This window comes from Nonomuraea sp. NPDC003727 (genome assembly GCF_053586935.1).
The window spans coordinates 212,005-227,007 of the sequence record NZ_JBSFNE010000011.1 but is presented as its reverse complement, the minus strand read 5'-3'; the positions used below and the strand labels follow the sequence as shown (position 1 = coordinate 227,007).

11 protein-coding genes are annotated in these 15,003 nt (G+C 72.9%); 6 read left to right on the top strand and 5 right to left on the bottom strand.

Annotated features, from left to right (window positions below; translation table 11 throughout):
- Nucleotide 1: 1 nt before the first annotated feature.
- Together ACWDLG_RS28145 and ACWDLG_RS28140 are read left to right on the top strand one after the other, a co-directional pair.
- Entirely contained in the window at nucleotides 2-1,138 is a 1,137-nt protein-coding gene (locus ACWDLG_RS28145) for a site-2 protease family protein (protein ID WP_354906997.1), read from the top strand.
- 157 nt (nucleotides 1,139-1,295) lie between these two features.
- Nucleotides 1,296-2,741, top strand: coding sequence for an FHA domain-containing protein (locus tag ACWDLG_RS28140; protein ID WP_449925432.1), 1,446 nt, complete (start codon nucleotides 1,296-1,298; stop codon nucleotides 2,739-2,741).
- Between the two features lie 357 nt (nucleotides 2,742-3,098).
- Here ACWDLG_RS28140 and ACWDLG_RS28135 read toward each other — a convergent pair whose 3' ends face one another.
- On the bottom strand, nucleotides 3,099-5,828 hold the full coding sequence (locus ACWDLG_RS28135) for a LuxR C-terminal-related transcriptional regulator (RefSeq protein WP_449925430.1): 2,730 nt from the start codon (nucleotides 5,826-5,828) through the stop codon (nucleotides 3,099-3,101).
- Nucleotides 5,829-6,009: 181 nt separating this feature from the next.
- On the opposite strand from ACWDLG_RS28135, the gene ACWDLG_RS28130 reads away from it, so the two are divergent.
- Both ACWDLG_RS28130 and ACWDLG_RS28125 read left to right on the top strand, forming a co-directional pair.
- Nucleotides 6,010-6,975: a DUF4145 domain-containing protein gene (locus tag ACWDLG_RS28130; protein ID WP_449925428.1), complete on the top strand. Its 966-nt coding sequence runs from the start codon at nucleotides 6,010-6,012 to the stop codon at nucleotides 6,973-6,975.
- A 4-nt stretch (nucleotides 6,976-6,979) separates the two neighbouring features.
- Nucleotides 6,980-7,339 (top strand): effector-associated constant component EACC1, encoded by a 360-nt coding sequence (locus tag ACWDLG_RS28125; RefSeq protein ID WP_449925427.1) that lies wholly within the window; start codon nucleotides 6,980-6,982, stop codon nucleotides 7,337-7,339.
- Between the two features lie 296 nt (nucleotides 7,340-7,635).
- Here the strand turns inward: ACWDLG_RS28125 and ACWDLG_RS28120 are convergent, their stop codons facing one another.
- From ACWDLG_RS28120 to ACWDLG_RS28105, 4 genes are all read right to left on the bottom strand, one after another.
- Complete coding sequence (locus ACWDLG_RS28120) at nucleotides 7,636-8,118, bottom strand: hypothetical protein (RefSeq protein WP_449925424.1); 483 nt, start codon at nucleotides 8,116-8,118, stop codon at nucleotides 7,636-7,638.
- Nucleotides 8,119-8,233: 115 nt separating this feature from the next.
- Complete coding sequence (locus ACWDLG_RS28115) at nucleotides 8,234-9,337, bottom strand: GNAT family N-acetyltransferase (RefSeq protein ID WP_449925421.1); 1,104 nt, start codon at nucleotides 9,335-9,337, stop codon at nucleotides 8,234-8,236.
- A 12-nt stretch (nucleotides 9,338-9,349) separates the two neighbouring features.
- Nucleotides 9,350-9,595: a helix-turn-helix domain-containing protein gene (locus ACWDLG_RS28110; protein WP_449925418.1), complete on the bottom strand. Its 246-nt coding sequence runs from the start codon at nucleotides 9,593-9,595 to the stop codon at nucleotides 9,350-9,352.
- The gene (locus ACWDLG_RS28105; RefSeq protein ID WP_449925415.1) at nucleotides 9,544-12,006 is read right to left on the bottom strand and encodes a hypothetical protein; all 2,463 of its coding nucleotides are present in this window, start codon (nucleotides 12,004-12,006) and stop codon (nucleotides 9,544-9,546) included. Before ACWDLG_RS28105 ends, ACWDLG_RS28110 begins: the two co-directional genes overlap by 52 nt.
- Nucleotides 12,007-12,093: 87 nt before the next feature.
- Between ACWDLG_RS28105 and ACWDLG_RS28100 the strand changes: the two genes are divergently transcribed.
- Nucleotides 12,094-12,942: a tRNA (adenine-N1)-methyltransferase gene (locus tag ACWDLG_RS28100; RefSeq protein ID WP_354906988.1), complete on the top strand. Its 849-nt coding sequence runs from the start codon at nucleotides 12,094-12,096 to the stop codon at nucleotides 12,940-12,942.
- A gap of 204 nt (nucleotides 12,943-13,146) precedes the next feature.
- Entirely contained in the window at nucleotides 13,147-14,910 is a 1,764-nt protein-coding gene (arc, locus tag ACWDLG_RS28095; protein WP_354906987.1) for a proteasome ATPase, read from the top strand.
- The last annotated feature ends 93 nt before the right edge of the window (nucleotides 14,911-15,003 follow it).

The window sequence follows — 15,003 nt, the reverse complement described above, 5'->3', positions numbered from 1 at the left end:
GGTGAGCGCCGAGAGTCCCCGCCAGGAGTTCTCCGGCATCCGGATGGGCAGGCCCTTCGGCATCCCGGTCTACGTCTCGTGGACCTGGTTCATCGTCGCGGCGTTCATCACCTGGAGCTTCGGCCGCGTCATGCTCAGGATGATGCCCGGCGTCAGCGAGCCGGCCGCCTACGCCGTGGCCTTCGTCTTCGCCGTGCTGCTGTACGTGTCGGTGCTGCTGCACGAGCTGGCCCACTGCGTCGTGGCCAGGATGTACGGCCTGCCGGTCCGTCGCATCACCCTCTACCTCCTCGGCGGCGTCTCGGAGATCGAGAAGGAGCCCCAGACACCCGGCCGCGAGTTCATGGTCGCCTTCGCCGGGCCGCTGCTGTCGCTCGGCCTGGCCGGCGGCGGCTACCTCGTCTACGAGTTCGTCATCCCCCAGGGCGGCGTGCCGGGCGCGCTGGCCTGGCAGCTGTGGGTGGCCAACCTCATCGTCGGCGTCTTCAACCTGCTGCCCGGGCTGCCGCTCGACGGCGGCCGGATGCTGCGCGCGGGCGTGTGGAGGGTGACCCGCAGCGCCATTTCGGGCACCCTGGCCGCCGCGTGGGTCGGCAGGGCGCTGGCCGTCGCCATCGTCGCCGCGGCGTTCGCCATGTCACTGATGAGCGGCCAGTCGCTGCTCGACACCTACGTCATCTGGTCGGTGCTGCTGGCCAGCTTCATCTGGTTCGGCGCCACCCAGTCGCTGCGGGTGGCCCGCGTGCGCGCGCGGCTCCCGCAGGCCAACGCCCGCGCCCTGGCCCGTCGCGCCATCCCGGTGACCGCCGAGACCCCGCTGGCGGAGGCCCTGCGCAGGACCACGGAGGCCCGCGCCGGCGCCATGGTGATCGTCGACCACGAGGGCAAGCCGACCGCCATCGTCAACGAGGCGGCCGTCCAGGCCACGCCCGAGCACCGCAGGCCGTGGGTGAACGTCGGATCGCTCTCCCGCACCATCGAGCCGTCCATGGTGCTGCCCGCCGACCTGTCGGGCGAGTCGCTGATCGACGCCATGCGCGACGCCCCGGCGGGGGAGTACCTCCTGGTCGAACGCGGCGGCGAGGTCTACGGCGTGCTGGCCACCGCCGACGTCAACAAGGTCTTCAGCGGGGTGTGACCACTCGTCTGAACGGCCAGGTAGGACTAGTGTTTCAGACAACCCGATCACCGATCGCGGATTCGAGGCGAGCAGCTCAGACCGATACTGTTCCTCCTCGTCTGGGTATGCGTATGGCTGGCGGTTGACCGGCGATTTTCCGTGGAGGGAGATTTCGGTGGCAGAGCAGGGCTTCGGGGTGGTGCGCCCACTGCCGGGCAGCGGGCTGGTCGCCCACATGGGTGGGCTGCTACTCGTCTGCGACGCGGCGGAGGGAGCGAGCGGCGAGCTGCTCGAAGCACTCCGTGAGAGCGCGGCGTCGGGGGCGGACGGTCTCGCGCTGGCCCGCCGTGCCGCACAGGTGTTGTTCAGGACCATGTCGGGCGACCCGGTCAGCTGCGCGGTGGCAGGGCCCGCGGGTGGTGGCATGGCCGTGCTGGTCAGCGGGTCGGCCTCGGCCGTGGTCAGCACAGACGACGGCGAGACCAGGCTGTCCGGGCGTGACTCCCTCACCTGGACCGACCGGCTGATCCCGGGGCCCGTGCAGCGGGTCGAGCTGGCCCTGCCGGGCGCCGGCGACGCCCACCCGGCCGTCCGCCTCGACAGCGGCGTGGTGCTCGGCGGCGGCCTGCGCGGCGAGGTGGGCGACGTCGAGGAGGCGCCGGCCAAGGCGAAGGTCAAGCCGCTGGAGACCAGCGAGCTGCCGGCGACCGGCCTCCACTTCGAGCCCGACCTGCTGCCCCCGCCGCCCAGGCCGGAGCCGCGGCAGGAGGAGCCGGTGCAGGCCCAGCCGGCGCCCCAGCCGCCATCCCAGCCGATGGCCCCCTACCCGATGGGCGGGCCCTCGGGGCCGCAGGGCCCCTACGGCCCGCCGCCGGCCGCCGAACCGTACTCCGAGCCCGCCCCGCCCGGCCCGCCCATGCCCGGCCCGCCCATGCCGGGCCCCGGCCCGATGCCGCCGCCCGGCCCGCCCATGCCGCCGGGCCCGCCGCCGCAGGGTCCGGGACCGATGCCCTTCGAGGACGTGCCCCACGCAGGCGGCCCCGTCGCGCCCGAGCAGCACGAGCCCCCCTACGGTCCTCCGCCCGAGCAGCACGAGCCCCCCTACGGTCCTCCGCAGGAGCAGCCGGGCGAGGAAGCGGCCGACGGCCGGCCGATGGTGTTCGGCGTCGACTGCAAGAACGACCACTTCAACGACCCGCGCTCGCCGTATTGCGTGATCTGCGGGATCGAGCTGGTGCAGCGGACGCTGGTGCCGTACAAGGGGCCGCGGCCGCAGCTCGGCGTGCTGCTGCTCGACGACGGCACCTCGCTGCCGCTCGACGGCGACTACCTGCTCGGCCGCGACCCCGAGCGGGCGCCCGAGGTCGCCGGCGGCACCGCCAGGCCCGCCAAGGTCACCAGCCCCGACGGGTCGGTCTCCCGCCGCCACCTGCGGGTCGCGCTCGACGGCTGGGACGTCAACCTGGTCGACCTCGGCTCGGTCAACGGCACCCAGATCCAGCCGCCCGGCGACCCCAACTTCTACGACATCCCGCCGAACGAGCCCGTCACCATCGCGCCGGGAACGACCGTCCGCATCGGCGTCTCCCGCACGATGCGCTACGAGTCCCACCGCGGCTGACCCGCGCGCCCCGGCTTGCCGTTCCTCCGGTACGGCAAGCCGGGCCTCCCGTTCTCCCGTTCTTCTCGTACGGCAAGCCGGGCGTCCAGTTCCTCCGGTACGGCAAGCCGGGCCGGGGCCACCGTGGTCACCGGTCACCGGTCACCGCCCGTCCGTCACGTCACGCCAGCCGACTCCGCCGCCCGCCGTGACGTCGCCCCGCCGTCCGGTGACCTGAGTAGCGCCCTACTCAGGCCACCCTGCCGACCACGACGGATCATCGAGAGCGTGGGAAGCCCCGCACGATACGCGCAGGCGCCCGAGTCACCCGGATCCGGGCGCGGCGTGCCAGGCTCTCCTGCGCCTCCGGGCGGCCTGCTACCGGCCGTCACCGCCAGGTTCTGCCGCCGGTCCCGGCCGCCTGCTCCCGGGTGTGGCCTGCCCGGGTCTGCCGTTCGGCGGGGGGCTGATCGGTCGGGGGCCGTCCGTCCCGCCCGCCGGCCGGCGGAAGCGGTTGAGGGCCTTGGCGAGCTCGGCCGGCGAGTTGACGCCCAGCTTCCAGTACGCCTGGTTCCTGTGGTTCATGGCCGTGCGCATCGCGATCCCGAGCTCCATGGCGATCTGCCGGTGCGACCGGCCCGCGGCCGTCAGTTGCGCCACCTGCAACTCCCGCTCGGTCAGGTCGGGCGCGGCCAGCTCCCGTAACGCGGGCGTGTCGGGCCCCTGGCACGCTCCAGCCAGCGACCACGCCTCCGTCGCCGCCGCCCGGGCCGCCCGCTCGCCGCGCGAGCGCCGTAACAGCCCCGCCGCCTGGGCGGCCGCCTCTGCCGCGTGCAGGCGCAGCCCCAGCGCGTCGAACCCCTCCGCCACCGCCAGCAGTCCGTCCGTGTCCGACTCCGCCAGCGCGGCGGCGTGCCGGGCCGCCAGCCGCACCCGGGGCCCGTCGTGGGCCGCGGCCAGCTCGGCCAGCCGGGCAGCGACGGCGACGGGCGCGCCGAGCCGTACCGCGTCGTGGAGGGCGACCGCCTCGAACGCGGCGAGTCCGCTCTCCCTGCAGTCGGCGGCGGCCGCCAGCGCCAGCTCGACCGCGCGGCTGCTCTCGCCCGCTGCGGCGGCGATCCACACGCGGGTGAGCGCCACCCAGCGCATGAACGCGGTCCAGGTGGCCCGATTGCGCTCCACGGCCGCCCTGAGGGTGTCGCGGGCGGCGTCCGCCTCGCCGCGCAGCGCCTGGGCGGCGGCGTAGGCGGCCATGCAGCCGCCCACGGTGAGCGCCGTCTCGTGGTTGGCGGGCGCGTGCAGGACGAGCAGCGCCGTGCCCAGCTGGCCGCGCAGGGTGGCGGCGTTGCCCCTGGCCAGCGCGAGGCTCCCCTCGCCGCGCGACCAGCCGCGCTGGCCGGCGAGGGCGGACCGCATGGAGGCGATGGCCTCGTCCATGACGGCCAGGTCGCCGGAGAAGTATCCGCACATGGACCAGGTTGAGTGCAGCGGCGAGACCAGGGCGGGCAGCTCGTCGCGCCAGGTCGCCGCCGCGCCGAGCGCCTCGCGGACCAGTGCGGTCGCCTCGGCGGTGCGCCCGGCGTAGCAGAGTGCCAGGGCTCGGGAGTTGAGCACCTGGGCGCGCTGGGCCGGCTCGAGGTCCTGGGCCAGCAGTTCCGTGCCGAGCCGCAGGGCGTCGCCGGTGCGGGCGGCCGACGCGGTCAGCCCGAGACGCTGGACGGCCAGCCGCCGGCGGCCCGACGGCTCCGCCAGCTCCTTCTCGGTGACGGCGAGCAGGTCGAGCGCGTCGCCGAGCCGGTCCATGCCCCAGGCCAGGTTGCTCGCCCTGGCCAGTACCAGGCGGGCCTTCGACGGCTCGTCGCCGGGCTCGAGGGTGGCGTCGAGCACGGACCTGGCCCGGTCCGGCTGCTGGGCGTAGTCGAGGAGCGTGGCCAGCTGGATCGCCGCGGCGGTGCCGCCGCCCGCGTCGAGGGCGGCCTCGCCGAGCCGGATGGCCAGCGGGTAGTCGTGCGCCGACCAGGCCAGGCGGGAGGCGTCCAGGAGCGGGCGAGGGGCCGCGCCCAGCCCGCCCGCCAGCCGCCACACCGTCACCCGCAGCGGGTCCTCCCTGCGGCGCAGGCCGGTCGCCTCCAGCGCCGCGGCCAGGTCGGCGTGCCTGCGGCGGCGGCGCAGCTCGGGCAGGTGCTCACGGGCGACCTCGCCGTAGAGGGGGTGGCCGAGGCGGGCGATCTCCCGCCGTCCTTCGACGCGCACCCTGACCAGGCCGCGCTCCTCGGCCTCCAGCACCGCGCGCTCGCCGGTCAGGGCGCCGAGCGTGCGGGCGCCGATCGGCTCGGCCAGCGCCGTGTACTCCAGGACGTCCTTCAGCTCGGGCGACAGCGCGCCGATCCGCTCGTGGATCAGGTCGACCAGGCGGGGCGCGAGGGGCGGGGCGCCGGTCAGCTTCCACATCCCGTGGATCTCCGACAGCGAGCCGGCGGCGATGGCCGCCCCCACCACCTCCGACAGGAACAGCGCGTTGCCCTCGGTCACCTCGGCCAGCCTGCGCACGGTGGCGTCGTCGGGCTGGCCGCCGAGCGCGGCCGTCAGGACGGCGGTGACGTCGTCGTCGCTGAGCGGGCCGGTGTCGTAGCGGCGTACGTGGCCGTCCCGCCACAACAGCGTCACCGGATCGGGGGCGGGCTCGCCCGTGCGCAGCGTGGCGACCAGCCGTGCCTGCCCACCCCTGACCAGGCAGGCGATCACCTCGGCCGAGTGGCTGTCGAGCAGGTGGGCGTCGTCGACCGACAGCACCGCGACCCTGCCCCTGGCCTGGGCGAGCAGTTCGTCGGCGGCCCAGCGCACGGTGTTGACCAGGTGCGGGGGGTGCTGGGGCGGGATGAGGTCGGCCAGCGCGCCGTTCGGTATCGAGCTGGCCGCCTTGGTCGCCCTGATCCGCAGGGTGGTCACCTTGGCCGCGTGGAAGCGCGTCAGCACCTCGCCGGCCAGGCGCGACTTCCCGACGCCGGCGGGACCGGCGATGATGACGCCCTGCGCGGTCGGGTCGCGGGCGAGCCGGACCAGGTCGTCGAGTTCGTGCCTGCGGCCCGCGAACGGCCAGCGCTTCATGTTGGCCCCCTCGATACCTTATTGTCCTTTTGTGGCGCGATGGGGTGCGAAATTCGATGTCGATTGCCCGAGTTGTGCCCGACCTACTGTCGCACGCGAAGCCGACGGATTACACAGGGTTTTTCTACCCACGCCATTGCGGCCCTATTGGCTGGCCGTCTGCCAGAGTTGCGGGCAGGCTTTGCTGCTGGAGAATCGCGACGAGGTCGACGACCGCGACCCCGACGACCTGCCCGCCCGCCCCGCGCAGGTGCTGTGGCCGCCCTCGGGGCCGCCGATCCGTGCCGAGGTGCCTCCCGTCGTACGGCAGGAGCTCACCCATGCGCGCGCCGGCCTGCGCTCGGGATCGCCCACCTCGGCCGTGCTGCACGTGCGACGGCTGCTCGAGGCGGTGTGCGCCGACCACGGCGTCACGGGCCGCACGCTCTTCCACGCCCTTCGCGAGCTGCGCGACGGCGGCCTGATCGACGGCTGGCTGCTGGCCTGGGCAGAGGAACTGCGCGAGCTCGGCAACGAGGCCGCCCACGTCGGCGCGCACCCGCTCGCCAGGCCGGAGGCGGAGGAGGCGGTGGAGCTGGCCGAGGCCTTCGTCGACTACCTTTACCGTTTCTCCCGCACCTACCAGTCTTTTCGCCGACGACGCGGCAGCTCGAAAACCCGTAATAGCCGAAATGTCCTGCGAGACACCCCAGTGATGCGGATTCTTCGTAAATCACAGGTGGACTTCAGGGCCCATCCCTATCCCCACGATCCGGCCAGAGTGAAATCCAGGACCGCGGTCGCCGACGAGCTCGGCATCCCACCCGAGCGGCTGCTCAAAGCCGTCATCCTCTACCTCGGCGAGCACGCCGTCGTCGCCATCGCCCCCAGCGCCGGCGTCATCGACGAGCGCGCGCTGGCCCGCGCCTTCGGTGCCACCGACGCCAGGGTGGCGCGACTGGCCGACGTCCTGCGCATCGGCGAGACCATCGCCGCCGACATCCTCAGCCCGCTGGCCCTGCCGTACCTGCCGTCGGTACTGGAGGAAAGCGCCGCCGCCGCGGCCTCCGTCTACGTCTCCAGCGGCCGCCACGGCCTCGAACTCGAACTCGACCCGGCCGACCTGGTCCGCCTCACACGGGCCAGGACCGCCCCGATCGTGAGGTGACCGCGTGACCCGTGTCGTGTTCGAGGGCTCCTTCGACGAGCTGGCCTCCCTGGAAGACTGGCTCCGGGACGCCGGCGGCCTGCGCGGGCGCACCCGCCTGCGCCCCGGACGCCCGGCCGCCGGGCGGATGGGCGGCGAACCGCCCGACCTCGTCGTGGACGTCGCCTCCCAGGGGCAGGCCACGACGCTGGCCAGAACGGTGGAGTTCTGGCTGCGCACGCGCGGCAGGCAGGTGGCGCTCAGGCTGCGCGTCGGCTCGGAGATCACGGTGGACCTCGACCTGCTGGCCAAGCTGGACACCGAGACCCTCGTCGCCCAGGTGACCGCCCTCCTGCGCGACGCCCTCGACACCGCCGCCGAATGACCCGGATCCCCGCCATCCTCACCGGACCGGCCGCGCCGCAGGCTCACCCCTCGGCGCCTCACGCAGACCGGCCGGGAGGAGGGCGCCGCCGCCACCTGAGCGCCGAGGCGGCGCGGACGGTCGCGGACGAGATCGCCGACGCCACCTTCGCCGTCGCGCTGGGCCAGTACGGCTATCGCGGTGCGGGTGATCTGCTGCCTGTGGGCCGCGGTCGCAGCCTGACGGGTGGTCATGCCGTAGCGGACGCCGGCCACGCGCGCCCGAACGCGGCGCCGAGGACGGACGCGGCAGAAGGATCAGGCGGTGAAGGCGTGGACGGAGCGCAGCATGCGGGCGGCCACCTGCAGGCCGCGGGAGGCCTCGATCGCGCGGCCCGCGGCGGCCGCCAGGCGGCCGAGCAGGTGCTCCTCGCGTTCGGTGAACCGCCTGCCCGCCACCCACAGGTACGCCTGGTCGCGCGTGGCCAGCGGCACCGGCACCGCCAGGAACCCGGGCCCGCGTACTGACCAGTCCTGCAGCAGCAGCACCGGGTCGGAGGCGTTCGCCAGTTCCTTCAGCACCCCCGACTCCAGCAGCCAGCCGGCCACTCCCAGCGGGTCGCCCGGTGCGAGGAGGACATGGGACGGGTAGGCGAGCTCCTGCAGCGGATCGACGTCCACGAACCCCGCGTACGGCGTGCCGCCCACCGCCGACGCGCATCGCACCACCTGGTCCAGCAGCGCGTCCGGCTCCACATGGGAGAACGACTCGATGAGCTCCTTCACGCAGTCGCTGCTCATGCCTCATCCCCTGATGCAAGGCTCGCCGAGAACGGCGGAGTGTTAACGGGCGGCGACTCGGAGTATTACCGTCGAAGCCGCCCTTGGCCACCCCCACAACAGGTAATAGATATTTTCAGCTGAGGCGCGGCCGTAGCAGCAGCCACTCCACGTCGTCGCCGCGCGTGCCGTCCGGCCGGGGGAACAGCTCCCGCTGCAGGCTCTCCCTGGTGAAGCCGACCCGCTGCAGCACCCGCTGGGAGGCGTCGTTGGCGACGTCGGTGCCGGCCACGATCCGGTGCAGCGCCGTGTTCGCGAACGCCCAGTCGACCAGCAGCCGCACCGCCCGCGTCATGAACCCGCGGCCCCGGAACGACGGCCGCAGCGAGTAGCCCACCATCGCCTGCCCGAGCGACGGCGTCACCTGCACGAGCTGGATGTGGCCCGCGAACGCGTCGGTGGCCGCGTCACGGATCGCGAGCTCGGCCCGCTGCCCCGACAGCCACCAGTAGCCGGCGTAGCGGCAGCGGCGCTCGACGACGTCGGCCGTCGGGACGGGACCGATCATCCAGCGGGAGACGCTCTCCTCGCCCACCATGGCCAGGAAGTCGCCGACGTCACGCGGCGCCAGCTGCGCCAGCCGCACCACCCCGTCCGACAGTTCCCCGCCGTCGAGGAACGGCAGGTACTGCTCGGCCGGCTCGCCCGAATCGGCCGCCAGCCTGGCGAACGCCACGAAGTCGGCCGCCCTGCCGTCACGCGTGCGGGTCCGCTCTCTCGCGATGCCCTCCTGCACGTACCCGGCCGCGTAGGCGACCCGCAGGCTGGGCATGTTCTCCACCTCGGCGTGCAGCTCGATGCGCCGCGCCCCCTTGTCGAAGGCCCATTCGCTGGCCGCGCGCGTCGCCGCCGTCGCCACGCCCTTGCCCCTGGCCCACTCCGCCACCCGGTAGCCGATCGACAGCGCCCCGCGCTCGTCGGGCGACCGCAACCCCACCGCGCCCAGGTACTGCCCGCTGCCGGCGTCGACGATCGTGAACTCCGCGCCGCCCTCCGCCCACCGCCGCTGCGCCATCGCCAGATAACCCGCGGCGTCGTCCAGCGTGTACGGGATCGGCAACCGGTAGAGGAAACGGGCCGTCTCGTCGTCGGACGAGGCCCGCACGATCGCGGGCAGATCCTCACGGGAGGGGGGACGCAGGATCAGCGCGCCCGTCGAGATCACTTCACGCGGCAACATGGTCCATTGCTATCAATCCCCCTGCCACGTCGGCGAGTCCGGGCCGAGCAGCGCCGCCAGATCCGTCCTGCTGTTCACCCCGAGCTTGCCGTAGACCGACTGCAGGTGGTCGTCCACCGTCCTGATCGACACCACCAGCATCGCCGCGATGTCCTTGCCGGCCAGGCCGGAGGCCGCCAGGCGGGCGATCTCCCTTTCGCGCGGCGTCAGCGCCGGGCCCGCAGGCGCGCCAGCATCGGCGTGCGCGCGCCCTGGCACGCCCCCGCGCACGCCGCCGCCCTGGCCGCGGCGGCCCTGGCCTGGCGCGGCCGGCCCCTGGCCAGGAAGGCGGCCGCGGCCTGCGCGTGGACGTCGCCCGCGTGCAGCACCATGCCGAGCTCGGTGAACCCGGCAGCCACCCGCTCCAGGCCCTCCGCGTCGCCCGCGGCGGCCGCCGCCGCGTGGCCGGCGCAGATCGCCGCGAGCCTCCCGTCGTGCCGCGCGGCCACCTCGCCCAGGCGCGCGGCCACCTTCGCCGCCGCGCCGAAACGCACCGCGTCGTGCAGCGCGACCAGCTCGATCCCGTACAGGTCCTGAGCGCGGGCGCGGGCCGCGTGCGACAGCGCCAGCTCCACCGCGCGCGTCAGCCGCCCGCCCGCCGCCGCCACCCAGCGCTGCGCCGCGTCGATGGAGGTCTGCAGCAGGTACACCACGTCCGCGCGGTCCTTCTCGGCCCGTTCCAGCAGCGTCGTGGCGGTGCGCTGGTCGCCGAGCAACGCCGTGCAGTGCGCCAGCTCGGCCACCGCCGGCGCGGTGAAGTGGCCCGCGCCCGCCGGCGTGGCCGCCTCCCTGACGATCGTGGCCGCGTCGGCCACCCTGCCGCGCATCCTGGCGATCTCGCCGTGCCACTGCAGGAACAGGCGCCGGAACAGCCGCACCGTGCCGTCCTCGCCCAGCAGCTGCTCGCCGTGGACGACCGCCCGCTCGGCCGCGTCCAGGTCGCCGGCGAACAGCTCGGCCAGATAGCGGCCGGCCACCATCGTGAGCACCTCGGACGGAGCCACGTCACGCCACGTCTCCTCCTCCGCCATGCCCCGCTCGGACATCCGCCTGGCCGCCGCGCACCGCCCCATGTACGCCAGGCCGTAGGTGGTGATGCCCAGCGCCATCGCCCTGCCCACCACCGCGCCCGTCCCCTCGCGCGGCCCCCCGGCCAGCATCAGGTCGGCCGCCGCCGCGCACTCGTGCACCTCGCCGCGCAGGATCCGCAGGTTCAGCCGCATGGCCCGCACCATCATCCGCAGCGACGGCTCCTCCAGCGTCGCCTCGGCGGCGTCGAGCACCTCGTCCGCCTCGCCCGGCCTGCGCAGCCCGACGTTCAGGTTCCAGGCACGCCGCATCGCCAGCCGCGCCCGCACCTGCGGAGCGCACGGCTCGTCCCACACCGAGGTCAGCGCCGCCTCCGAATCGGCGAACCGCTCCGAGAACGACAGCACCTCCGCCAGCGTGGCCGCCGCCTCCGCGCCGCCGCCCGCGTTCAGCGCCGCCCAGCCCAGGCGCGCGGCCAGGGAGGCGTCGTGCGCCGCCCACGCGATCTCGCAGCCCGACAGCAGCGGCGCCGGATCCTTCGCGGTGCCGCTCTCCAGCCGCCACATCGCCGTCCGCACCACGTCGTCGCGCCGCCTGCCGCCGCTGCCGCCGCTACCGCCGGTGGCCTCCAGCGCCTCGGCCAGCCGGCGGTAGCGGCGGCGGGTACGCAGCAGCGGGCTGCGCGCCCTGGCCGCCTCGCCGTACAGGGGGTGGGCCAGGCGCACCAGCGTCCGCCTGCCGTCCACCAGCACCCTGATGAGGTCCTTGGCCTCCAGCGCCTCCACCGCCGCCGCCGACACCAGGCCGGCCAGCAACCGCGCGCCCAGCGGCTCGCCCAGCGCGACGTACTCCAGCGCCTCCTCCTCGGCCGCCTCCAGCCTGCCGATGCGGGCGGCCACCAGCTCGGCCAGCGGGGGAGCGACCGGCGGCGCCGACTGCAGCCGCCACAGCCCCTGCACCCGCACCAGCGCCCCCGCGTCCAGCGCGCCCGCCACCAGCTCCCGCAGGAACAGCGCGTTGCCGCCGGTCAGCCGGTGCAGCCTGGCCGCGCTCTGCGAGTCCACCGGATCGCCCAGCACGCCCGCCAGGATGCGGGCCACCTCGTGCCGGCTCAGCGGCGCCAGCTCCATCCTGACCAGCCCCAGGTCCTTCCACAGCGTCACCACCGCCTCCGGCGCCGGCTCGCCGCCGCGCAGCGTCAGCAGCAGCTGCGCGGCCGAGTCCTGCGCCAGGTGGTGCAGGACCGCCGCCGACCCGGAATCCAGCAGGTGGGCGTCGTCGACCAGAACCAACGGCCGCCGCTCGGTCCCCACCAGCGTGTCGGAGATCCACTTCAGCGGGTTGGCGCCCTGGGGGAGCGCGGCGGGCAGCAGGTGGGCCAGCGCCCCGAAGGGAAGCCCGCGCGCCGCCATCGAGGCGATGGCGTGCACCGCCGTACGGCCGCGCGAGCGCAGCGAGGTCACCACCTCCATCGCCAGCCTGCTCTTGCCCACGCCCGCCGCCCCGACGATCGCCACGCCGCAGGTCGCCGGATCGTTCATGAGCGTCAGCAACCGGTCGGTCTCCTCGACCCGGCCGGCGAAGGGCCACCGCGTTGCCACGTGAGGGATGTTACGGTCAAGAAGGGCCCAGATACAGGGGGTTGCGACAGGCCGAGCGACCCCCCGATTCGCCCTATCCTCATGCCCATGGGTTTTCGCAGGCACGGGCCGTTCCAGGTAGGGGATCAGGTGCAGCTCACCGACCCCAAGAACAAGCGCCACACGATCACGCTCAAGCAGGACGGGGTCTTCCACACGCACAAGGGGGCGATCCCGCACAGCGACCTGATCGGCCAGCCCGAAGGCTCGGTGGTGCGCTCCTCGGGCGGCACCCAGTATCTGGCCTTCCGCCACCTGCTGCAGGACTACACGCTGTCCATGCCGCGCGGCGCGGCCGTCATCTACCCCAAGGACGCCGCCCAGATCGTCGGCATGGCCGACATCTTCCCCGGGGCGCGCGTCATCGAGGCCGGCGTCGGCTCGGGCGCGCTGACCTGCTTCCTGCTGCGCGCCGTCGGCGCCGAGGGCAAGGTCACCTCCTACGAGCGGCGCCAGGAGTTCGCCGACGTCGCCCGCAAGAACGTCGAGAAGTTCTTCGGCGGCGAGATGGACAGCTGGCGCCTGGTCGTCGGCGACCTCAACGACTCCATCGACGAGAGCGACGTCGACCGGGTCATCCTCGACATGCTCGCCCCATGGGAGTGCGTCGACGCGGTCGCCAAGGCCCTCACCCCCGGTGGCGTGATCTGCGTCTACGTCGCCACGACCACCCAGATGTCGAAGACGGTGGAAACCCTGCGGGAGCACGGGAGTTTCACCGAGCCCCACGCGTGGGAGACCCTGGTTCGCGACTGGCATGTCGAGGGACTCGCCGTCCGCCCAGATCACCGCATGATCGGGCACACCGGCTTCCTCGTCACCGCCCGCCGCATGGCGGACGGCGTCACGCCCCCGCCAAGGCGCAGACGACCGAAGGGGACCACCGAAGAACTATGACGATTTGGCCACGGCGGTGCCTTGGTGCGTGACACGGGAACAGATGACCGTGTTCATATGCTGGAACTACTAAACACGCCCGCGGGATTTATTCACCGAATACCGAATGTCACTCTACGAACACTTTCCGGCAAGGTAGCGGAAAGCCGGGAGATGGGTAAGGTCCTTAGTAGTCGCTCTCGACTGGGAAGGAGGTGACGGGGCGTGGCAGCTCGCGATGATGCAGAGGCTCGAGCCGCGCAGCGCGAACGGGAGGTCGCTGATCTTTCAACACAGGTCTCCTTCCTGCAGGAGGAGATCACCGCGCTGCGGAGGAAGCTGGCCGAGTCACCCCGTCAGGCCAGGGTCCTCGAGGAGCGTCTCCACGAGGCGCAGGCCAACCTTGCCGCGGTGACCAGCCAGAACGAACGGCTGGTCGCCACACTCAAGGAGGCCAGGGACCAGATCGTGGCTCTGAAGGAGGAGGTCGACCGGCTGGCCCAGCCGCCATCCGGCTTCGGCGTCTTCCTCGAGGCCAGAGAAGACGGCACGGTGGAGGTCTTCACCGGCGGCCGCAAGCTGCGGGTCAACGTCAGTCCCGCGGTCGATGTCGACATGCTCAGGCGTGGCCAGGAGGTCATGCTCAACGAGGCGCTCAACGTGGTCGAGGCGCTCGGCTACGAAGAGGTCGGCGAGATCGTGATGCTCAAGGAGCTGCTCGAAGACGGCGAGCGCGCCCTGGTCATCTCCCACGCCGACGAGGAGCGCGTCGTACGCCTGGCCGAATCGCTGCTCGGCCAGCCGGTGCGCGCCGGCGACTCCCTGCTGCTGGAGCCCCGCTCCGGCTACGTCTACGAGCGCATACCCAAGTCCGAAGTGGAAGAGCTGGTCCTCGAAGAGGTCCCCGACATCTCCTACGAGGAGATCGGCGGCCTCATGCGGCAGATCGAGCAGATCAGGGACGCCATCGAGCTGCCCTACCTGCACGCCGACCTGTTCCGCGAGCACAAGCTCCGCCCGCCCAAGGGCGTGCTGCTGTACGGCCCGCCCGGATGCGGCAAGACGCTCATCGCCAAGGCCGTGGCCAACTCCCTGGCCAAGCAGGTCGCGGAGAAGACCGGCCAGTCCGGCAAGAGCTTCTTCCTCAACATCAAGGGCCCGGAGCTCCTCAACAAGTACGTCGGCGAGACCGAGCGGCACATCCGCCTGGTCTTCCAGCGCGCACGGGAGAAGGCCTCCGAGGGCACCCCGGTGATCGTGTTCTTCGACGAGATGGACTCGATCTTCCGCACCCGAGGCTCGGGCGTCTCCTCCGACGTCGAGAACACCATCGTCCCGCAGCTGCTGTCGGAGATCGACGGCGTCGAGGGACTGGAGAACGTCATCGTCATCGGCGCCTCCAACCGCGAAGACATGATCGACCCGGCGATCCTGCGGCCAGGCCGCCTGGACGTCAAGATCAAGATCGAGCGGCCGGACGCCGAGGCGGCCAAGGACATCTTCTCCAAGTACCTCATCGCCGACCTCCCGCTGCACCCGGACGACCTGGCAGAGCACTCCGACTCCCGCGAGTCGACGATCGCGGGAATGATCCAGAGCGTCGTGGAGCGCATGTACTCCGAGAGCGAAGAGAACCGCTTCCTCGAGGTGACCTACGCCAACGGCGACAAGGAAGTCCTCTACTTCAAGGACTTCAACTCCGGCGCGATGATCCAGAACATCGTCGACCGGGGCAAGAAGATGGCCATCAAGCAGTTCCTCGAGTCCGGGCAGAAGGGCCTGCGGGTGCAGCACCTGCTGGCGGCCTGCGTGGACGAGTTCTCCGAGAACGAGGACCTGCCCAACACCACCAACCCCGACGACTGGGCCCGCATCTCCGGCAAGAAGGGCGAGCGGATCGTCTACATCCGCACGCTGGTCTCCGGCAAGCAGGGCACCGAGGCCGGCCGGTCGATCGACACGGTCGCCAACACCGGCCAGTACCTGTAAACGGTCCCACCGCCGAAGGGCCGCTCCCGCACCGGGAGCGGCCCTCCGCGTTTCCCGGGGCCGGATGACAGGGCCGCGGGAACACGTGTGGCG